The sequence below is a fragment of the Lacihabitans sp. LS3-19 genome, from assembly GCF_024343575.1.
GTDB lineage: Bacteria > Bacteroidota > Bacteroidia > Cytophagales > Spirosomataceae > Leadbetterella.
Genome location: NZ_RJUA01000001.1, coordinates 545,607 through 564,882 on the forward strand (window position 1 = coordinate 545,607; position 19,276 = coordinate 564,882).

Below are 19,276 nucleotides of genomic sequence, written 5' to 3' on the forward strand. Positions count from 1 at the left end.
ATAAATTTCAAAATTCCTACATTTTAAGCTATATTTTCAAAATACTTGAGCCACAAGTCAACTTCAAGCTCAAAATATTTCGATTTCAAGCTCAAAATATCAAAAAATAAGCTAAATTTGACAATATTTTGAGCTACAAATATGATAAAGGGCAAATATGCGTCTGAGGTGATAGGATTTCTGAAAGAAAATCAGGGGCTTTCTTCAAAAGACATTTTTGACAAAATCAATCTGCCCATTAGCTATGCTACACTAAAAAGATTGCTCTCGCAACTCGCTGCAGAAAAACTTATTGAAGTAAATGGCGTCGGAAAAGCCACTACATATTCTTTTTCAAAGTCTTATCAGCTTTTTTATCCTGTTGATCTAGAAATTTATTTTGGAAAAGAAGTTGATCAAAGAAAAATAAAAGACAGTTTTGATTTTGAACTTATGCCCGAAACGCTCAGCAAGGTAAATCTGTTTACAGAGGCTGAACTTGAAAAACTTGAAAAGCTTCAAGGTCAATTTCTAGAAAATATCGGCAAACTATCCGCCTTTGAGTATAACAAAGAAATGGAGCGACTGGTCATTGATTTAAGTTGGAAATCGTCTCAAATTGAAGGAAATACGTACTCTTTGCTTGAAACCGAATTGCTTTTAAAAGAAAAGTTAACGGCAAAAGGCAAAACCAAAGATGACGCCGTGATGCTCCTCAACCACAAAGATGCTATTGATTTTATCTTGGAGCATACCGATTATCTGAGTCCACTTTCTTTAAGCAGAATCGAAGACATCCATAGCATTCTGATAAAAGAATTAGGGATAGAAAGAAACATCCGAATAGGGAAAGTTGGAATTTCGGGAACTAATTACATGCCCATTGACAACGAGTTTCAGATTAAAGATGCTTTGTATGAAATGTGTAAATTGATCAATAAAAAGGAATCTATATTTGAAAAATCTTTCCTTGCTTTGGTATTACTTTCTTATATCCAGCCTTTTGTAGACGGGAATAAACGTACTGCCCGTATCGTTAGCAATGCTATTCTGATTGCTAACAAATATTGCCCTACATCCTTTAGGACTGTTGATTCTTTAGAATACAAGAAAGCTATGCTCGTATTTTATGAACAAAATAATGTACAACCGATGAAACAAATCTTCATCGACCAATACGAATTTGCGGTGAAAACGTATTTCTAAGACTTACAAATTCCCCGTAGCCTTCTTATACTTCAGCTTTGCATGAAGGAATAAGTTCCAATTTACTTTGTAGAATTATTGTTCGTCGTACATAAATATGAATTTTAACAATTCTTAGTTAAATGATTTATAAGCACTTAATAATTAGTGACTTCTATATTTGGTTGTAATTAATAATATTTGTACTTTTGTATCGTAAGTCTGCTGTGCATGAACGTCGACTCCATGTCGTTTCTCGATAAAATTTCGAGATTAGTGTATTTGTGGGCTTATTTTTTTTGCTCAAATTTCAGGAATTTTATTCTCCTTTTTAAGTTCATTTTTAGGGCCATAGTAGTTTCTGTAATTTTCATAGTTGGCTGAATCATAGATATCAACAACAAGAGAAATTTTGTCTTTAAGCAGATTGTAATATCTAACCTCTCCTTTTTCAAACAGTCTTTGGATACTCCAGCAAAAGTAATCTGCAACATTTAGTAATGGTTCGGATGTAGGTACATTTACATTGAATACGATTTTGTTCTCCTCATTTTCTTCACCGCCTTTCTTTTTAAACCTTTGCAGTGCTTTTTTGTAAGCTAATTCTAGATTTAGGTTTTTTGTACTTTTGCCTCTTTCAGAAATATGCATGACTATTTTCTCAGATTTTGAAAGCTTGTTTTTTAGTAGGTGAGATAACATATCCGCATAAAAATACTCCTCTTTACCTTTATGCCTCTCAATATATCTCTCGGTGTTTTTTCTGCCCACTACTGCTTCAAATGAGCACTTTATAGTAGAAATTAGTTCAAACATTTTTAACCTTACTTCTGGAATATCGTCAGTGGCATGAAGGTAGTAACCTCCCTTTGAATTTTTCTTCTTCAATAAACTTGAGGTTTCAAAAAAAGGATTGTTCTGGATTTCTATTTGAAGTTCTTTTACATTATTTCTTACTTGTTCTAGCGGTTCTTTAAATTTAACCATTCCAATTATGAAACATTTGGAAACGCCATCCTCTCCGAGGATAACTTTCTTTTTCTTGCCGAAAAATTTGTATCACCAGCCTCATCCAAAAATCTATGATTTTCTTGCTTCTTGGTCTTAAGAATTTTCATATTGATTTAATTTTTTGTCAAAGTTGAGTTATTAAAATTTAGTGTTCAAGTTTCTTTTTTCTAAGATAAAAATAATTTTTAAAATTGATTTTAATTTTGAGGCTAGTAATTGTTTTTTTACAAAAATCCTTTAAAAGTTCGATTTTCAATTAAAAACAAAAATAGGAATAAGTCCTGAAAACTTATTCCTATTCTTTTAAGATCTAAATTTGTAAATTATTTCTCAACTCTACAAATTCCCCGTAGCCTTCTTATACTTCAGCTCCGCCAAAAGGAAGGAATAAATGGCGTTTAGATAATTGCTTTCAGCTTGTTTGAGGCTGTATTCGGAGTTTTTGAGGTCTGAGAGTACCAATACGCCACTTTCGAAACGGAACTTATCAATACCATAAATGCTTTGTGCGAGTTGGATGTTCTTTTGGGTTTGTTCTAGGTCAAGTTTGGCTTGTACCATTTGTTTGGTGCTGGTGATAGTTTCTTGTTCAAAATCAGCCCTAAGTTTTTGGAGGTTGTTTTGGTTTATCTCTTGCTGTATTTTAAAATCTGTGGCGTTAAGACTGCTTTGTTTTCCGTTGAAAATCGGCAAGTTGAGTTTGATACCTACGTAATTGTACGGAAACCAGGTATTAGCCGAAAATGGATTGAACTTAGTGTTGAGTTGCAGGAGTGAATAATTGCCATAGGCCGAAATTGTAGCTTTGTTTTTGGCCATTTGTTTGTTTACATTCAGGGCATTTAGTTTAAGAGCCGTTTCCTCAGCTTTTATTTCTGGACGGTTTTCGTATTGTAAATCATAAGATTTGGAGGTTTTTGCTAAGATGGTATTTAAGTCTTCTTGTACTTCTATTTTGGCGGTTTCTGGCAAACCCATTTGGTATTTCAAAGTGCTGAGGGCCAGTTCTACTTCCAGATTTGATTTTTCGATGGAGATTTTTGCATTGTTTTCATCAAGAATGAATCTGTTGTAGTCGTTTTCGAGAAGCGTGCCCATTTGGTATTTTGTGCGGGCATTTTCTTTGGCTTTTATTGTTCTATCATAAGCTTCCTGATTAAGTTTTCGCTGCTCTTGTTGCAATATTACCGCATAATAGGCTTCAGAAACTGCTTGTTTTATGGCAACTGTTTGTTTTTCTAAATCGATTTCTCTTTGTGTAATCGTATTTTCATTTATGGCAATATCAATTTTTTTATTGGCGTCAAATATTTTTTGGTCAGCTTGTAGTCCGACGAGATTGTTAAAGGGCACGCCAAATTTCACTTTTGAGCTTCCGTCGGGATTTTGACCTGTAATATCAAAAGGCAAAATCGTTGTTTGCAATTGGGTATTCCATCTCTTATCTACAGAGCCACTTATTTGGGGCAACCATTGTGCAGCTATTTTGGCATTTTGACGCTTGGCTATTTCGCTCAAAAGCTTTTGGTTTTTGATTTCAATGCGATTTTTTAGCCCTTCGTTTAAAGCGTTTTCGAGGGTAAATGTTTGGGTAATACCAAAAACTGGAATTTGCAGTAGAAGTAAAATTTTTATTAAGGTTTTCATTTTAATACTTTCATATTCATCAAAATTTTATTTAAAAAGATTAAACCACAGATTTTTGTTTAAAGTGTTTATTCTCTTTGTGTTGCCTTTCAGGCGGAGTTACTTTTTTTCGAAAAAAAGTAACGGCAACGGCCGACCTTCAAAAAACAGTCAAAAAATAATGATCCTCTCTAAAAAATTGATAGCATTTTTTAAAATTTAAATATTCACCATGTCAATTTTTTAGAACGGACTATTTTATGATTTTAAGGAACCAATTCATTTATTAAATTCAAATTTTATATTTTTTCATCTAAACACAGCAGCAGGCTCTAGCGAGTTGATTTTTCGTACTGCAAACAAACTTCCCCCAACCGAAATTATCAGAATTACAAGAAACAAAGCCACTTCTATATAAAACGGAAACTGGAAAATTGTACCCGAACTAGCTATACCAGCTTTGAAGCCCTGCACCATCAATCGGCCAATTATGAATCCAAAAATAGCTACCAAAACGGCTTGCAAAACAATTAATTTGGTGATGTAGCCATTCGTAGCTCCTATGGCTTTAAGTGTACCGTAGTCTTTCATTCTGTCTACTGCTGCCGAAAAGAGCGTCAAGCCAATTATGACAAATCCAGAAAGTATAGCGAAGCCTATTAAACTCCCAAATGAAGTAGCTATCCCGTTGGTTTTCAGCACTTCCATTAGCGTAGCATTCGCCAATTCGTTCCCATCCCAAGCTCGTATACCTGGAATATTTGCGTTTATTTCACTAATAATTTTTTGTTTGTCGGCACCTGTTTTCCATTTTACCAAGAACGCATTGGCTTTGTTTACCGAATAATTGGTCAAATATCTCGCACGTTCTATGGTTGTAAATCCATAAACCCCGCCGAATCCTCTTACGCCTTTGGTTAGGCCTGCATTATAAACTTTCTTGCCGTTTATTTCGAAATAGTCGCCCACTTTTAATCCGCCCAAAGTTTTGGAGTCAAATAGTTCTGTGACAACAGCACCTTCTGGCAATAAATCCATTTTTTTGGCAGTATACAAACCCCAAATTCCAGCAAACTCTGGTGCCTGAGTGCCCACTAGTACCAATCCGGAGGTTTTTCCATTGCTAAACTTTGCCGCTCCAGCCGAGACTACCATAGGATAAGAGTTGAAAACTCCATCAATACTTTTTATTTCACGGTTGATACGCATGTCAAGTGCTGAAAGCTGGGTTGCATTTTGGGTTTTGTCGTCAATTACCCAAATGTATTGCGTATTATTGGCCACAATTGCCTTCATGGCATTGCTCAAAAAAATAAAGATGCCGACATTTTGCCCAACTAAAAACGTGGATATAATGATACCAAACAAGGCTCCGAAAGTCTTGGCTTTGTCAAACATCAAAAATCGAATGGCGGTTTTAAACATCGTCTTAGTTTTTGGTATCTATCCAACATTCCACACGAGCACCCAAAATCACCTTTGAGGCATCATCAAGTTGAACACGCACTTCGCGTACACGTCGATCTTCCAGATTACTTGAGTTTTCAGAAAACAATGACTTTTTCCGTAAATAAGGTGAAGTTAAAATCACCGTTCCGGTTGCTATCACGTCTCCACTTCCCTGATTTTTTATTTCGGCTTTTTGCCCCACTTTTACTTTTGAAGCAAAAAGCTCGTCTATTTCGGTAAGAGCTATAGTAGGGCCGTTTGGAGCAAAATCTGCAATGCTTTGGCTGGTAGCCAAAAACTCACCTAGGTGTACATTTAAGGATAATAAAACACCAGCCTGTGGAGCTTTTACGACTTTTTTCGAAAGCAAGGTTTGATAATATTTTATATCGGCATTGATCTCCGAAATTTTGGCTTTTTGCTGTTCTATGGCTACTCTTTGGCTCGCCATCTGCTTTTCTAGATTTTCAATGGTATATTTTGAGTTATCTAGGGTTTCTTGCGTAAGGGCTTTTCCATCAAACAATCCCTGGTCACGGTTCAAATCTCGCCTGGCTTTTTCTATTTGGGTTTTCAATTGCGACAAATTTGCTTCTGCGGCTGCAATCACTTGTTTTTGTGTACCTATTTTGCTTTTAGCTTGCTGTATTTGGGCCAGTTCTAGGTCATTGTTTAAACTTAAAATTGTTTGGCCAGCCGACACACTTTCTCCTGCTTTTACATTTATTTTTTCTATAACACCATTGCTTTCCGACGCCAAGTTGGCAATCTGTTCTGCGGGTTCTATTATAGCTATGCCCATTACTTTGTTTATTTCTAAAGGCGTGGCTTTGGCCAAAGAATCCGCAACAGCGGCTGCTTTTTCCTTCTTGCTGTTGCCACAAGAAGACATAGCCAAGGCCAAAATAAAGCCCGATATTATACTAATCGAAAGTAGTTTCTTATTCATTTTTCAAAAAATCTTTAACTTCTGTTACTATTCCATTTTCCACCTCCAGCACTCTGTCGGCATATTTTCTTAGTCTTGGGTCGTGGGTGACTACTGCTACGGCTTTTCCTTTTCGGGCCAGTTGTTGGAGTTCTTCCATTACCACGCCTAGCGAGCCTTTGTCGAGCGATGCAGTAGGTTCGTCACACAATATGATTTTCGGATTGCTTACCAAAGCCCTAGCTATGGCTACCCGCTGTTGTTGTCCTCCCGAAAGCTCCTTGGGTAAACTCTTTTCTCTGTCGCTCATATCCACCATTTTCAAGGCCGCTTTAGCTCTTTTGTTGGTTTCTGTTGCAGACAATCCCAATAATTGCAAAGGCATGGCCACATTTTCGAGAGAATTGAGCGGAGCCAAAAGATTGAAGTTTTGAAAAACAAAACCTATGTTGTTTAACCTGAGTTTGGCCAGTTTTTTTTCACTCATGGTATTTACATGATTGCCGTCTACGTAGAGGTCGCCTTTGCTTGGGTAAATCACACAACCGATCAAAGAAAGCAAAGTGGTTTTGCCAGAACCAGAAGGACCAATAATTAACACCAATTCACCTTCATTTATTTTTACGTTGGTGGGCTGAAGTGCAACTATGGTTTGGTCGCCAGTTTTATATTCTTTGCTTACGTTTTTTAGTTCCGCTATCATTATTTTTGTATGAAAACGTAGTAAATATAATTTATTATTTATAAAATAAATTGATATTTATAAATTTTTATCATAATTTAATATGAAAACAGAATAAGTGTTAGTTTTGTTTAAAATAATAACAATCGAACAGTGTTGTGAATAAACTTGTACAATTGGTAAACCTTTGGGCTGATTTTGAAGCCAAAAATCCTGAGGCAGAGATTAAAGACTTCTGTATGGATTTTATATTGAAAGATTACCAAGAAAAGAAACCTAGTTTTATATCCGTGAATGGTCAATTGGCTAGCTTGACTGGAAAACTTTCTAAATATGCAGGTTTTTATTCAAAAAAAGCCTTGGAGAAATTTTCATTGAATAATATTGAAGATTGGGTGTATTTGATGAGACTCCGAGAAATGGGAACCCCAAAGAAAAGTGAACTGATTTATGACATGATTTCGGAGTTTCCGTCTGGCATTGACGTAATCAAACGCTTGGTTAAATCGGGTTTTGTTCATGAATTTGCAGACGAATTGGACAAGCGATCTAAACGCATTCAAATTACTTCAGCCGGAATTGAAATACTAGGAAAAAGCCTTCCGTGGATGGAAAAAATATCAGATATGGCTTTTAATCAATTGCTTGAGTCAGAAAAAGCACTTTTGATAGAGTTATTAAATCGTCTTAATGATTTTCATAAAACACACTATCTTAATGTCAGAAATGCTAGTTTAGAGGTGGCTTATAAAACTTTGGTGAGTCAAAGTTGACTTTCAGAAAATCCACCCAAAATGTAGATAAGGTACGATAGTCAAACCTTTTCGGAAGTTTTTTAAATAAATTTCTTCTCTGTTTTCTTGCCAAGTTAGTTTACTGTTGACCCAATTATCATAAGCCCAATAGGAGGGATTTTTAGTGAGGTTTTCGGGCTTCATGGTGTTGAAATAATATCTAAAGCCTAGACTCGGCGAAATTGTAAAATGTTTGAGAATCACTAATTTCATTCCACCATTTATTTCAGGTGCAAAACTCAGACCTTTAGTTTGTATTGAATCTAGTGGCAAGTTGAAGCCTCTGTCATTTATTGTCAGCTTTGAAAGTTCAAAAGTCGCGTTTATTCCTGCAAAAAACCTAGCTGATTTTGCAGTCTCTCCATTCAGGTACCACCTTTGTCCTAGGTCAAGTCTATTGCCTTGAAAATGCCGGTTGGAAAAATAAGAAATCAAAAAACTATCACCTTGATGGCCGATTCTAATGGTTGTGGATCTTCTGGGAGAATGAAAATGTTCGAAGTCGCCATAAAAGCTGCCCGTTAGTGCTATCCAAGGATGAAGAGGCAAAGCTATTTCGTTTTGACCTTTTCTGTTTTGTGCTAATAGGTTAAGAGATAGAAATATTAAAAGCAGGATTTTCTTCATTTTTATTGAATTCTGGATTTTCAACAAAAATAAAAAGCACTCTACAAAAGAAAAATTATTTTCCGGCTTTTATTTTCTCAGCTACTTCTCTAATGATAAGCGAAGTAATAGCTCCAATTGCGAAAATTGAGAGAAACTGAATTGTTCGAATACCATCATTTCCTTCAATGCGTGTAAATGTGGTAATGGAAAGTAACAATAACACGGCTAGCATTACTAATCTTCTGTTTTTCATTATTTTATAGGGTTAAGTTCTTTGCTCCTAAAGTATTGATTAAATTTTAAAGATTTAAATTTTCACATCAAAATTTCGGAGATTAGGTATCATTTATTTCGTTCTTTATCAGTTATTTAATCAAAAATTTAAAACACTTTAGAAAATTGGCAAAGTTTTTGAGACACCCTTTTCAGAAATAATACCGTTTAATAAGTAATCGTGGTTTGAACTGAAATTCCATTTATTGGAAAAAACGTGTTTTTTTATTTCTTTTTATAGACTTTACAATTTGTTTTTCCTGATTATTAAATAAATATTTTCATGAATCTTTCGAGATTGTTTTTCCTAATTTTTGTTTACACCTGTGTTTTTACTTCGAAAACCATGGGATCTGAAGCAATCTTTTCGCCTACAAAGTCGGCATCTCCTGTAGGTATTAACCCTTATGGTGCAGCCTATTTAAAGTTTTCAAGAACTTCATTTTCTGTTTTGGCAAATGAAGACGAAGAAGAAATAGGTACTTATACTTTAGTGCCTGGCAGTGTGCTAGTTATCAAAAAAACAAACAATACTTTTTGGTTGTTGCAAACAGATAAGCAAAGATCTTATTATGTAATCAGAGGTAGGAATTTTGTATACGACCCGAATGTCCAAATTGATAAACTTTTCAATAGTGCAAGGTTGGCAAACGAGGTGACAAAGTCTGGAGGTTTAAAAGCTTCTAAAACTGGAGACCTGCCTGCTAAATGGGAGATTGCTTGGTGGGAAGAGAATGGTTACACCAAAAACGCTGAAGGCGTTTACAGTAAAATAATTATAGTTATTGACCCAGTGGACCCAGATACTATAGTGGTAGACACCACAGTTATTGAAGTAGTACCAGATACAACTGTATTAGACACTGTTATAGTAGAACCACCGTTTATTGAAAAAATCAAGATACCTGTAGGTATGATTATGTGGGATGTTTACTACCGTGATTATTGGAACGACGAAAATCCGAAATACGATCCATTGATAAACTATGTATCAGAAACCAGATTGGTGGCATCAGAGTGGAGAGACCAGTTTAATGTAGTTCCTTTTTATGGTCAATACCATGATCCTGAAAAAATTAAGATTAGATATAACGTAAGATGGGATCAGGCATCAGGACAGAATATCTACGACGAAGTCGAAAAAGAAGTAACCGTAAAATACGACAAAAGTCAAGATGATGCAGACAGAGAAATTCAATATTATGATGAAGCGGGCATAGATTTTCTTTGTTTTAATTACTACAATGACAATAGCCCTTTAAGTGAAGCACGTCTGATGTTTGTGGCTTCAGAACATAAAAGAAACATGAAAATGACTTTTATGGTAGCACCAAACAGAAGCGAAACAGAGATAAATTATATCACAGATTTGATGTTGAAAGACTATTGGTTTAAGATTGATAACAAACCTGTTTTGTATTTTACGATAGATGACATTGGTGACTTAGAGAAATACAGAAGTTATATGAGAGCGAAGGGTGGCGGAGATATCTATGTGGTTTACTTCTCTATAGGTGGCTATCCAGGAGATTTTGCTGATTATCAAAAGTATAATGCCAATGCTGCAAGTTCATATACCCTAAGTATGGGTTCTGGTGATGCAGATATGATGATAAAAGCTGAAGTAAAAGCACGTAATATTTTTATGAACCAGTTTAAGGATTCTTTTGTAAATCTTATTCCTGTTCTTTCTACTGGATTTGAGAATCTTTATCAAAGAAGTTCAATAATTCAAAAAGATGGTCAGGTAATTCCGAAAGCTACCTTGCCACAATTGGAAGAAAAGCTGGAATTGATGAAAACATTTATAAATGAACATCCAAATAAAGTCCCAGCTATACTTTGGTATGCGGCGAACGAGGTTTTAGAAAGTGGCAACCCGATTGTACCAACTAAAAGTCCCGATGGAAAAATAGACACAAGTGTTTTAGACACGATAGGTAAGCACTTAGAATAAGACCCATAAAGTAAAACTCAATATAAATAGGCTGTTTTTCTTTGTTAATAGAATTAGCTTTAGCTATTGCTATAAATTTTAGAAAAACAGTTTTTGCTTTTTTTATGTTATTAAATTGCATAAAATTTACTTTTTTATGATTCTTAAACTTTTGAAATGAAAAATAACATTTCTCCTGAAATCATAAGTTTTTTAAAAGACTTAAAAGCAAATAATAACAGAGAGTGGTTTTTGGAAAACAAAAAACGTTTCGAAGAAGCTAAAGCAGATTTTGAAAGCTTTATAGATGCACTTATTGCAAAAATAGCCGTTTTTGATCCTTCGATAGCTCAACACAAAGCCAAGGATTGTGTTTTTAGAATATACAGAGATGTGAGGTTTTCAAAAGATAAGTCACCATACAAAACACATTTCGGAGCTCACATCACAGCAGCTAATACCAAATCAGATATTCATTCACGGTCAGGATATTATATTCATATTGAATCTGGCGAAACCATGTTGGCTGGTGGAGCCTACCTTCCACAGGGAGATTGGCTCAAAGGAATTAGACAAGAGATAGATTATAATGGAAATGACTTGGTGGAAATTCTCGAAAATCCTGATTTCAGAAATGTTTTTGGGGAAATTGAAGGCGAAAAACTAAAGAAAATGCCTAAAGGATATCCAGAAGATCACAAGCATATTGAATTGCTAAAATTAAAAAGTTTCTTAGCTACTCACAAAGTTTCAGACAAAGAAATTATGAAAGATGATTTCTTAGATACTGCAGCCAATGTTTTTAAAACATTAAAGCCGTTGGGGGATTTTTTGAATAGAAATTAAATTCTTTAAAAATTAAAATCCTTTTTCATTATTTCCCTAAACCAAACCGTGAAATTCTCAGGATTTTCGGCTATCTGATTTATTATTTCTGATTTTGAAAGCCATTTATAATCTGCCACTTCATCAGGGTTAACCGTAAAATCTTCATTATATTCTCCCGTATAAACGTGGTCTATTTCATTCTCAGTCAGACCATTGTCGAATTTTGCGAGGTATCTAAATGTAAAAGAATACTTAAGGTCACAATCAAAACCCATTTCTTCAAACAATCTACGATGTACTGCTGATTCCATGCTTTCACCCTCATTCGGATGCCCGCAACAGGTGTTGGTCCAAAGACCTGGAGAGTGGTATTTGCTGAAAGCTCTTTGGTGAATTAGGATTTCTTTTTTTTCATTAAACACCAAAATAGAAAAAGCCCGATGAAGTAATCCTCTTACATGCACATCCAATTTTTCGGCATGTCCAATGATATTATCTTGATCATCTACAAGGGGGATATTTATAATTAGCGACATTCTAATAGTTTGCGTTTAAATGTTAACACAATCTTAGCTTTAAGTGTTTCGAATAATTAAAAATTTGCTAAATTGCCAAAAAATCAACCCGTGAAAATATACAATACTACCAAAGGAATTATTGTTGAAAACGAAGCCAAGTTCTATCAAATTTCAGATTTTAGCTGGGATTCGTTTATTAATCAACCTGATTTATTTTCTTTTTTGTCCGAACAAATCAAAACTGCTCCAATTGTAGCAGGATTAGATGAGTCCACTCTTTTGGCTCCCATTGTTTCTCAGGAAATCTGGGCTTCAGGTGTAACTTATTTACGCAGTAAAACTGCCCGAATGGAAGAGTCAAAAGATGCCGGAGGAGGCGATTTTTATGACAGAGTGTATGATGCAGACCGACCAGAAATATTTTTCAAAGCAACTGCCGCCAGGACGGTCGGTCATTTAGAAAATATCCGAATCAGAAAAGATTCCAAATGGAATGTGCCTGAGCCAGAGCTAACGCTTTTTGTAAACAATCAAAACCAGATAGCCGGTTATACCATTGGCAATGATGTAAGTTCTAGAGACATAGAAGGCGAAAATCCTCTTTATCTTCCGCAAGCTAAAAGTTACGACAAAAGTGCCGCTATTGGCCCTTGTATTGCTGTTTTTAAGGAGCCCATAAGTAAAGAAGTTTTTATTTCTGTTGAAATTCTTAGAGGAGAAAAAACAGTGTTTTCAGGAGGCACAAAATTGTCTCAAATGAAGCGAGAGTTACCCGAATTAGTTGAATTTCTGACTAGAGAGTGTAGTTTTCCGCAAGGATGTTTTTTAATGACCGGCACAGGTACAGTACCGCCAGATGACTTCACCATGATCAGTGGCGATATAGTTAAAATTAGTATAGAATCAATAGGAACACTTATAAATACAGTTGAATAAATGCAAGTGCTAGGAAAAAATTTAATCGGAAACACAGAATCCTCAGAAGGTACAGTCGGAATTCAGGCTATTAATCCCGCTTCGGGTGAGCCAATCGGCCCACTTTTTTTTAAAGCTACATTAAGTGAACTCGACTTGGCTGTTCATAAAGCCAATGCTGCTTTTGCAATTTACAGAAAAAAATCAGGTGCAGAAAAAGCTCAGTTTCTTGAAGCCGTCGCAACAGAAATAGAAGCTCTTGGAGACGAATTAATAGAAAGATATGTAGCCGAGAGTGCGTTGCCAATGGGCAGAGCTCAAGGCGAAAGAGGTCGTACTTGTGGACAATTGAGGTTATTTGCAAGTCTGTTAAAAGAAGGTTCATGGGTCAATGCCATAGTGGATACCGCCCAGCCAGACAGGCAGCCGCTACCAAAGTGCGACCTTAGAGCAATGGAAAGACCATTGGGTCCAGTTGGTGTATTTGGAGCAAGTAATTTCCCTTTGGCATTTTCTGTAGCTGGTGGAGACACTACTTCGGCATTAGCTGCTGGGTGTCCAGTAGTTTTTAAAGGCCACCCCTCGCACTTGGGTACTTCAGAGTTGATTGGTAGGGCCATATTGGCCGCAGCCGAAAAAACCAATATGCCAGATGGGGTATTCTCATTGGTTTTTGATGATAGTATCGAAATTGGACAAGCACTTGTAAAACATCCACTGATTAAGGCCATAGGATTTACGGGTTCGTTCAGAGGGGGGAAATCGCTTTTTGATGCTGCCGCTGCAAGACCTGAACCCATACCGGTTTACGCTGAAATGGGAAGTATAAATCCAGTTTTCATCTTGCCAAAAACTTTGCAAGAAAAAGGCGATTCTTTGGCATCGGCTTATATGAATTCTGTAACATTGGGTGTTGGCCAATTTTGCACCAATCCAGGGCTTTTGGTAATAGAAAAAAATGATGATTTTGTGGGAAAACTAGAATCAGTATCTGTAGATGCCGTTGGCGGAAACATGCTCAATAAGGGTATACAATCCGTTTACCATAAAGGTGTGGAAGAATTTCAGAAATATGCCAAAGTTGTCAATTTTGGTAAAAAATCGGAAGGTTTTACTGCTGCTCAGCCTGTGATTTTTAAAGCAGATTATCAGACATTTAATGACAACGATGCCTTAAAAGAAGAGGTTTTTGGTCCATCAAGTTTGGTGGTGGAGGCGAGCTCAAAAGCTGAGATGTTAGAAGTTGCTCGTACGATGTCAGGACATTTGACCGCCTCTGTTTTTGGTTCGCCAGACGAGTTGGCCGAATACGCCGATCTTATAGAATTGTTAGAGCAAAAAGTAGGCAGGTTGATATTTAACGGATTCCCTACAGGTGTTGAAGTTACGCACGCTATGGTGCACGGAGGGCCGTTTCCAGCGACCACAGATAGCCGAAGCACATCGGTTGGCACAATGGCCATAACTAGATTTACGCGTCCAGTTTGTTTTCAAGACATGCCCGATACTTTGTTACCGGCAGAACTGCAAAACGAAAATTCTTTGGGGATTTGGAGAAAGGTGAATGGAAATCTTGAAAAATAAACTTTTCAAAAGACTAATATGAATCTCAACTTAAAAGAAAAAGTAATAATAGTATCTGGAGGTGCCAAAGGAATAGGCGAAGGCATTGTAAATCAATTGGCATTAGAGGGAGCTTTTCCGGTAATTGTTGGAAATAATGAAAATGACAATGCATTGGCATTGGAGAAAATAATGGCTGCGGGAGGTTTTGGTTTTACTGTTGAGGTTGAACTTACAGATCCTGATCAATGCAAAAAAGCTATTGATTTGGTAATGGAGCGGTTTGGTACTATTCACGGTTTAGTAAACAATGCAGGCTCAAATGATGGCGTAAGCTTAGAAAACGGTACATATGAAGGTTTTCTGTCATCCTATCATAAAAATACTGTGCATTATTATTTGCTGGCTCATTATGCTCTGCCAGCTTTAAAAATTACAAAAGGGTCAATAGTAAATATCAGTTCGAAAGTAGCTGAAACAGGTCAAGGCGGCACTTCTGGATATGCGGCAGCAAATGGTGCAAGAAATGCACTAACGAGAGAGTGGGCGGTTGAATTATTAAAATACGGAATAAGGGTAAACTCTGTAATTGTGGCTGAATGCCTTACGCCAATGTATAAAGATTGGTTAGCTGCAATGCCAAATCAAGTGGAGGTTTTAGAAAAGATAAACCAAAGAATACCATTAGGAAAGCGAATGACAAGCACGGAAGAATTAGCTAATATGGTGGTTTTTCTAATGTCAAATCGCTCTAGCCACACTACTGGTCAATTGATTCACGTTGATGGCGGTTATGTACATTTGGACAGAGCACTTCTATAACCATTGATTGTGTTGCCATTGATTGTGTGACAGTTGTTTGTGTCCTCACAATCAACACAATTTGGCAGTTGTTTGTGTCCCCACAATCAACACAATTTCCTCATACAATTTCCACAAACTTAACACTTATATTTTTCAACAATTCCTTTGTTCGATTAGGTCTGGCGTCAGTCAAAAATACCTGTCCAAATACGCCAGCATCCACCATTTCTACCAGTTTCTGAATACGTTTTTCATCAAGTTTATCAAAAATGTCATCGAGTAGGAGTATGGGTTTTTGGTTTTTGGTTTGGGTCAAAATATCAAACTGAGCCATTCGGATGGCCATGATAAAGGACTTTTTTTGGCCTTGTGAACCGAATTTTTTGACGGGTTTTTCTTCCATCCAAAACTCAAAATCATCTTTATGAATGCCTTTGGTGGTTCTTTGGGCAGCAAGGTCAGTTCCAATGGACTTATGAAAAGCTTCTTCGAAATTTTGATCAAACCAGTCTGAGGTATAAACTATGTTTACCTCCTCTCTACCATCAGATATTTCATCATAATGTTTTTTAAAAAGTGGAATCAAGGTTTCAACAAATTCCTTTCTAAAAGCATGAATTTTTTTACCCGTGGCCAACAATTGGTCAGAATAAATTCTCACCAGGTCCTCATCGAAATAATTATGCTCAGCAAACTGTTTCAGAAGACTATTTCTTTGGTCAAGAGACTTGTTATAAGACAGATAAAGTTTCAGATAGTCGGCGTCTATTTGCGAAAGTATGCCATCAAAAAGTTTACGGCGTGTCTCACTTCCGTCTCTGATCAGGTCGGTATCGTCTGGAGCAATGAGTACTACCGGATATTTTCCGATATGTTCTGAGAGCTTTTCGTAGGGTACTTTATCGTAGAAAAATGACTTTTTGCCACCTCTAATGAGCGAGCAGGTAATGAGTTCTTCACCAAATCGGCCTTCTATTTGCGTATAATCTTCGTCAAATTTTATGCTCAGGGCATCTTGGCTGTGTATCGAACTTTTGCAAAGAGATAAAAAGTAAATGGCATCTAAAAGATTGGTTTTGCCACTTCCGTTTTTGCCAACTATACAGTTTAGTCCTTCCGAAAACTCAAAGAATTGGTTTTCGTAATTTCTGAAATTGGACAATTGGAGTTTTTCTAAATGCATATCGTGTACAAAGGTGCGGAAGAATTTCGGCTTGTTCAAGTTCTTAGGGAATCTTTAAATTTTGAAATCGGTATTTTGAATCATTGTGATATTTTATTTTAGTAAAATTGAATTTTAGAAAAAAAACTATACCTAACATTTGGATGCATAAGAAAATTATGTATGTTTGTGGCATAAATTTATTTATTAATGAATCAGCATTTAAAAGGAAGTTTAAGTACTATAATATTGAAGTTACTGCACGATAATGGCCGAATGTATGGCTATGAGATAACCCAAAAGGTAAAAGAATTGACGCAAGACGATATACAAATCACCGAAGGTGCCTTGTATCCAATTTTACACAAGCTGGAGGCAGAAGAAGTTTTAACCGCAGAAACAGAAAAAGTAGATGGTAGAGTGCGAAAATATTATAAAATCACACCAAAAGGCAATGCCGTGGCTGTAGATAGAATAGCAGAGCTGAAAGCATTTGCCGAAAATTTGAACTTGATTTTAAACCCTAAACTAAGTTTATCATGAAATTAAATAAAATTCAAATAGCTGAAATTGAAGGATATTTTTCAGATTGGAATCTAGTTTATAAGGAGTTTTACGATGAAATGTTTGACCACTATTGTACTGAAATAGAAACCAAAATGGATAACGGAATTGATTTTCATACAGCATTCAATGAAACACATCAACAATTTGAAAATCTGGAAGAAAAGGTTTCATGGGGTGAAATAACAAGAGTTTATGGACTTAAAGCTTTAGAAAGCTCTCAATATTCCGCGGTTGATAAAAAAGTAAAAAGTGAATATTTTAAGTTTATTTTAAAACAACTTTTCAGTCCAAGAATCTTATTTTGGATTATAGTAATAATTGTCCAATATAAATTTTTGTATAATCAATTTGATATAATTTCTCTTGAAAATTCTAAGTGGAGCTTCTTGGGTGGATTTTTTATAGGAATATCCTATCTTTTGTTGGCTTTAACTTTTAGTAATTCGTCCTTGATAGATAGTCTTAAAAACTCAAGTTTCAAATTTTTGCTAAATACTAGTTTTAAGAAAGATGCCCGATTTGGAATTAGAAAAATTGCAATCCTTAAACTTTTTATTTTTTCAATTTTGACAATTATTCTCTTTTTTGAGTTTTTTGCCTTATTAAACTTTCCAATTTCAAAAATCAGTTTGACTGTTTTTGTTACACTTTTTGCTTTTATTTTTTCAACTACTATAGCTTATTTGACTAAAACAAAACTCTTTTTTAAAGATATAAATATTTTAAAAATCTAATTCTAAAATCTTAGATGAAACTTACCACCGAACAAATAGAGGAAATCGAAAAATATATCCTTGATTGGAAAATTGAATATAGATCGTTTTATGACGAGATGCTAGACCATTTCATTGCGGACATTGAAACTCAAATGGGTAATGGGGAGGATTTTTATACAGCATTCAATATCACTGGAAAAAAATTTACAGGAAAGGTATTATCGAGAAAAAATACAGAATATTATGGAATTAAAGCTTATGAAATGGAAGCAGTTATGAACTATTCTAGTTCATATTCCAAGATGCAAAAACAAGCCTTTCTTAAGCAAATTACTTCGTGGAGATTGATAATTTGGGCTTGTATTAGCTATGTCTTCTACAAATTTCCGCAATATGGAAAATACTACTTCATAGGTACTGTTTCAATCATTTTAATTAATTTACTACTGATTTTATTCCTTTCAAAAGCAAAGTTTTCGATTAAAATGTTTTATCCAGAATACCAATTGGCTATAAAAGAAAGAGTAAAACTACTGAAAGGTAACATGAAGATAGGATCTCTCGCAATTGCTCAAAACACACTATTAATTTTCATAGTAAATTTCAATAATTTGCTCAATAGTATTTTTAACAAAAACTATCTTTTTAATGATCTTTCGAACCCATTTAGTTTTATTGTTTCGTTAATAATGTGTTTTTTATCTATTATAACTTTTCAAGTTTTTCTAAAATTCACTGAACTAAAACCCAAAATCCAATGGCCGTAAATCAAAAACAAATAGAGGAAATAGAGGCTTTTGTAAAAAGTAAATATGTTGAATATTATGATATTCAAGTAGAATTGGTTGATCATTTGGCTTCTGCTATTGAAACCGAATTGGAGCAGTTTCCTAATCAAGATTTTGAAAAAGTGTTGTTATCCAAATACAAAGCATTCGGCATTTTTGGTTTTTCAGATTTTGTGGAGGAGCGTGCTATGGCTGTTTATTCAGATAGTAGAAAAAAATATTGGAAGCAATTCTTTGCGTTTTTTAAGATTCCAAAATTTGTATATACTGCTTTGATTTACGTTCTTTTTTATTTGCTTTTTACTTTTTACCCATCAATACATCCAGTTGTTATTCTTGGTTCAGTGTTTATTCCTTTGGGCTTGTATACATTGATTTTTTTCCAAAAAATGAAAAAAGATCTAACACATAAACTTGTCCAAAAAACCTATCAGCCTTTTTGGATTTCTATTTCCGGTTCATTTTTAAATCTTAACAATATTGTTTTTAATGATAAAAATAAAGAGTACTTTTGGTATCAGCCATGGTTTCTTGCTGCCATAGTTACATTTTTTATAATTGGCGTTTGGGCTGAATCTACAACACATAAAAATATTCACGTAAATTTACGTTCTCAATATCCCGAAGCATTTAAAACAACATGAAAATAACATCAACACAAACCCAAGAGCTATTTAGCCAAAACTGGAAAGTCGAAAATGGTTTACTCAGCAAAAAATTCAAGTTCAAGGATTTTCAAGAAGTGATAAAGTTCTCAAACGAAGTTTTTAAGATTGCAGAAACCCAAAACCATCATCCCGAAATGGTGATTGATCATAGTCAAGTTTTGATTAGTATCAACAACCATGAGGAAAAAAATATCTCGGATAAATGCTATTTTTTTGCCAAAGCCGTAGATTTTATTAATATTTTTCCTTCGATATAGTTTTAATCCTTATTTTTG

Annotated in this window: 22 protein-coding genes; 12 read left to right on the top strand and 10 right to left on the bottom strand. The window is 35.2% G+C overall.

Translation table 11 applies throughout. From position 1 onward, the window contains the following. Positions 1-141 precede the first annotated feature (141 nt). The gene (locus EGI22_RS02135; RefSeq protein WP_255066000.1) at positions 142-1,185 is read left to right on the top strand and encodes a Fic family protein; all 1,044 of its coding nucleotides are present in this window, start codon (positions 142-144) and stop codon (positions 1,183-1,185) included. Positions 1,186-1,467: 282 nt separating this feature from the next. Here EGI22_RS02135 and EGI22_RS02140 read toward each other — a convergent pair whose 3' ends face one another. The 6 genes from EGI22_RS02140 to EGI22_RS02165 form a co-directional block, all read right to left on the bottom strand. Beyond that, the gene (locus EGI22_RS02140; RefSeq protein WP_255066001.1) at positions 1,468-2,151 is read right to left on the bottom strand and encodes a hypothetical protein; all 684 of its coding nucleotides are present in this window, start codon (positions 2,149-2,151) and stop codon (positions 1,468-1,470) included. 5 nt (positions 2,152-2,156) lie between these two features. Further along, positions 2,157-2,282, bottom strand: a complete 126-nt coding sequence (locus tag EGI22_RS02145; protein ID WP_255066002.1) for a hypothetical protein — start codon at positions 2,280-2,282, stop codon at positions 2,157-2,159. Between the two features lie 229 nt (positions 2,283-2,511). Beyond that, on the bottom strand, positions 2,512-3,822 hold the full coding sequence (locus tag EGI22_RS02150; RefSeq protein WP_255066003.1) for a TolC family protein: 1,311 nt from the start codon (positions 3,820-3,822) through the stop codon (positions 2,512-2,514). Positions 3,823-4,110: 288 nt separating this feature from the next. Beyond that, positions 4,111-5,226: an ABC transporter permease gene (locus EGI22_RS02155; protein WP_255066004.1), complete on the bottom strand. Its 1,116-nt coding sequence runs from the start codon at positions 5,224-5,226 to the stop codon at positions 4,111-4,113. 4 nt (positions 5,227-5,230) lie between these two features. Beyond that, positions 5,231-6,199, bottom strand: coding sequence for an HlyD family secretion protein (locus tag EGI22_RS02160; RefSeq protein ID WP_255066005.1), 969 nt, complete (start codon positions 6,197-6,199; stop codon positions 5,231-5,233). Next, positions 6,192-6,881, bottom strand: a complete 690-nt coding sequence (locus EGI22_RS02165) for an ABC transporter ATP-binding protein (protein WP_255066006.1) — start codon at positions 6,879-6,881, stop codon at positions 6,192-6,194. The genes EGI22_RS02160 and EGI22_RS02165 overlap by 8 nt, the downstream gene beginning before the upstream one ends. 137 nt (positions 6,882-7,018) lie before the next feature. Here EGI22_RS02165 and EGI22_RS02170 point away from each other — a divergent pair, with 137 nt between their 5' ends. Then, a complete protein-coding gene (locus EGI22_RS02170; RefSeq protein WP_255066007.1) occupies positions 7,019-7,633 on the top strand; it encodes a MarR family winged helix-turn-helix transcriptional regulator in 615 nt (204 codons plus the stop codon). Positions 7,634-7,636: 3 nt separating this feature from the next. Here the strand turns inward: EGI22_RS02170 and EGI22_RS02175 are convergent, their stop codons facing one another. After that, positions 7,637-8,281: a hypothetical protein gene (locus EGI22_RS02175; RefSeq protein WP_255066008.1), complete on the bottom strand. Its 645-nt coding sequence runs from the start codon at positions 8,279-8,281 to the stop codon at positions 7,637-7,639. A 55-nt stretch (positions 8,282-8,336) separates the two neighbouring features. Then, on the bottom strand, positions 8,337-8,516 hold the full coding sequence (locus tag EGI22_RS02180; protein ID WP_255066009.1) for a hypothetical protein: 180 nt from the start codon (positions 8,514-8,516) through the stop codon (positions 8,337-8,339). A 303-nt stretch (positions 8,517-8,819) separates the two neighbouring features. On the opposite strand from EGI22_RS02180, the gene EGI22_RS02185 reads away from it, so the two are divergent. After that, entirely contained in the window at positions 8,820-10,493 is a 1,674-nt protein-coding gene (locus EGI22_RS02185; RefSeq protein WP_255066010.1) for a hypothetical protein, read from the top strand. A 156-nt stretch (positions 10,494-10,649) separates the two neighbouring features. Next, the gene (locus EGI22_RS02190; RefSeq protein ID WP_255066011.1) at positions 10,650-11,318 is read left to right on the top strand and encodes a DUF2461 domain-containing protein; all 669 of its coding nucleotides are present in this window, start codon (positions 10,650-10,652) and stop codon (positions 11,316-11,318) included. A gap of 5 nt (positions 11,319-11,323) precedes the next feature. Here EGI22_RS02190 and idi read toward each other — a convergent pair whose 3' ends face one another. Continuing rightward, positions 11,324-11,836: an isopentenyl-diphosphate Delta-isomerase gene (gene idi / locus EGI22_RS02195; protein ID WP_255066012.1), complete on the bottom strand. Its 513-nt coding sequence runs from the start codon at positions 11,834-11,836 to the stop codon at positions 11,324-11,326. 90 nt (positions 11,837-11,926) lie between these two features. Between idi and EGI22_RS02200 the strand changes: the two genes are divergently transcribed. From EGI22_RS02200 to EGI22_RS02210, 3 genes are read left to right on the top strand one after another with little or no spacing between them, the layout of a single operon-like run. Further along, complete coding sequence (locus tag EGI22_RS02200) at positions 11,927-12,754, top strand: fumarylacetoacetate hydrolase family protein (protein ID WP_255066013.1); 828 nt, start codon at positions 11,927-11,929, stop codon at positions 12,752-12,754. Next, a complete protein-coding gene (locus tag EGI22_RS02205; protein ID WP_255066014.1) occupies positions 12,755-14,317 on the top strand; it encodes an aldehyde dehydrogenase (NADP(+)) in 1,563 nt (520 codons plus the stop codon). It abuts the gene before it with no gap. An 18-nt stretch (positions 14,318-14,335) separates the two neighbouring features. After that, complete coding sequence (locus EGI22_RS02210; RefSeq protein WP_255066015.1) at positions 14,336-15,118, top strand: SDR family oxidoreductase; 783 nt, start codon at positions 14,336-14,338, stop codon at positions 15,116-15,118. A gap of 100 nt (positions 15,119-15,218) precedes the next feature. On the opposite strand, the gene EGI22_RS02215 is transcribed toward EGI22_RS02210, so the two are convergent. Further along, complete coding sequence (locus EGI22_RS02215; protein ID WP_310588110.1) at positions 15,219-16,322, bottom strand: DNA replication and repair protein RecF; 1,104 nt, start codon at positions 16,320-16,322, stop codon at positions 15,219-15,221. A gap of 150 nt (positions 16,323-16,472) precedes the next feature. Here EGI22_RS02215 and EGI22_RS02220 point away from each other — a divergent pair, with 150 nt between their 5' ends. From EGI22_RS02220 to EGI22_RS02240, 5 genes are read left to right on the top strand one after another with little or no spacing between them, the layout of a single operon-like run. Then, complete coding sequence (locus EGI22_RS02220; protein WP_255066016.1) at positions 16,473-16,805, top strand: PadR family transcriptional regulator; 333 nt, start codon at positions 16,473-16,475, stop codon at positions 16,803-16,805. Further along, on the top strand, positions 16,802-17,563 hold the full coding sequence (locus tag EGI22_RS02225; RefSeq protein WP_255066017.1) for a hypothetical protein: 762 nt from the start codon (positions 16,802-16,804) through the stop codon (positions 17,561-17,563). The genes EGI22_RS02220 and EGI22_RS02225 overlap by 4 nt, the downstream gene beginning before the upstream one ends. Before the next feature lie 14 nt (positions 17,564-17,577). Further along, a complete protein-coding gene (locus EGI22_RS02230) occupies positions 17,578-18,312 on the top strand; it encodes a hypothetical protein (RefSeq protein WP_255066018.1) in 735 nt (244 codons plus the stop codon). Continuing rightward, positions 18,303-18,977 carry a hypothetical protein gene (locus EGI22_RS02235; RefSeq protein WP_255066019.1) on the top strand — a complete coding sequence of 225 codons (675 nt, stop codon included), beginning with the start codon at positions 18,303-18,305 and terminating at the stop codon, positions 18,975-18,977. The genes EGI22_RS02230 and EGI22_RS02235 overlap by 10 nt, the downstream gene beginning before the upstream one ends. Continuing rightward, positions 18,974-19,258, top strand: coding sequence for a 4a-hydroxytetrahydrobiopterin dehydratase (locus EGI22_RS02240; RefSeq protein ID WP_255066020.1), 285 nt, complete (start codon positions 18,974-18,976; stop codon positions 19,256-19,258). The genes EGI22_RS02235 and EGI22_RS02240 overlap by 4 nt, the downstream gene beginning before the upstream one ends. The last annotated feature ends 18 nt before the right edge of the window (positions 19,259-19,276 follow it).

What these genes read in the sequence shown, in the direction of transcription:
- EGI22_RS02135 (WP_255066000.1), top strand. Translation starts at nt 142, where the DNA reads ATGATAAAGGGCAAATATGCGTCTGAGGTGATAGGATTTCTGAAAGAA.
- EGI22_RS02140 (WP_255066001.1), bottom strand. Translation starts at nt 2,151, where the DNA reads ATGGTTAAATTTAAAGAACCGCTAGAACAAGTAAGAAATAATGTAAAA.
- EGI22_RS02145 (WP_255066002.1), bottom strand. Translation starts at nt 2,282, where the DNA reads ATGAAAATTCTTAAGACCAAGAAGCAAGAAAATCATAGATTTTTGGAT.
- EGI22_RS02150 (WP_255066003.1), bottom strand. Translation starts at nt 3,822, where the DNA reads ATGAAAACCTTAATAAAAATTTTACTTCTACTGCAAATTCCAGTTTTT.
- EGI22_RS02155 (WP_255066004.1), bottom strand. Translation starts at nt 5,226, where the DNA reads ATGTTTAAAACCGCCATTCGATTTTTGATGTTTGACAAAGCCAAGACT.
- EGI22_RS02160 (WP_255066005.1), bottom strand. Translation starts at nt 6,199, where the DNA reads ATGAATAAGAAACTACTTTCGATTAGTATAATATCGGGCTTTATTTTG.
- EGI22_RS02165 (WP_255066006.1), bottom strand. Translation starts at nt 6,881, where the DNA reads ATGATAGCGGAACTAAAAAACGTAAGCAAAGAATATAAAACTGGCGAC.
- EGI22_RS02175 (WP_255066008.1), bottom strand. Translation starts at nt 8,281, where the DNA reads ATGAAGAAAATCCTGCTTTTAATATTTCTATCTCTTAACCTATTAGCA.
- EGI22_RS02180 (WP_255066009.1), bottom strand. Translation starts at nt 8,516, where the DNA reads ATGAAAAACAGAAGATTAGTAATGCTAGCCGTGTTATTGTTACTTTCC.
- EGI22_RS02185 (WP_255066010.1), top strand. Translation starts at nt 8,820, where the DNA reads ATGAATCTTTCGAGATTGTTTTTCCTAATTTTTGTTTACACCTGTGTT.
- EGI22_RS02190 (WP_255066011.1), top strand. Translation starts at nt 10,650, where the DNA reads ATGAAAAATAACATTTCTCCTGAAATCATAAGTTTTTTAAAAGACTTA.
- idi (WP_255066012.1), bottom strand. Translation starts at nt 11,836, where the DNA reads ATGTCGCTAATTATAAATATCCCCCTTGTAGATGATCAAGATAATATC.
- EGI22_RS02205 (WP_255066014.1), top strand. Translation starts at nt 12,755, where the DNA reads ATGCAAGTGCTAGGAAAAAATTTAATCGGAAACACAGAATCCTCAGAA.
- EGI22_RS02210 (WP_255066015.1), top strand. Translation starts at nt 14,336, where the DNA reads ATGAATCTCAACTTAAAAGAAAAAGTAATAATAGTATCTGGAGGTGCC.
- EGI22_RS02220 (WP_255066016.1), top strand. Translation starts at nt 16,473, where the DNA reads ATGAATCAGCATTTAAAAGGAAGTTTAAGTACTATAATATTGAAGTTA.
- EGI22_RS02225 (WP_255066017.1), top strand. Translation starts at nt 16,802, where the DNA reads ATGAAATTAAATAAAATTCAAATAGCTGAAATTGAAGGATATTTTTCA.
- EGI22_RS02230 (WP_255066018.1), top strand. Translation starts at nt 17,578, where the DNA reads ATGAAACTTACCACCGAACAAATAGAGGAAATCGAAAAATATATCCTT.
- EGI22_RS02235 (WP_255066019.1), top strand. Translation starts at nt 18,303, where the DNA reads ATGGCCGTAAATCAAAAACAAATAGAGGAAATAGAGGCTTTTGTAAAA.
- EGI22_RS02240 (WP_255066020.1), top strand. Translation starts at nt 18,974, where the DNA reads ATGAAAATAACATCAACACAAACCCAAGAGCTATTTAGCCAAAACTGG.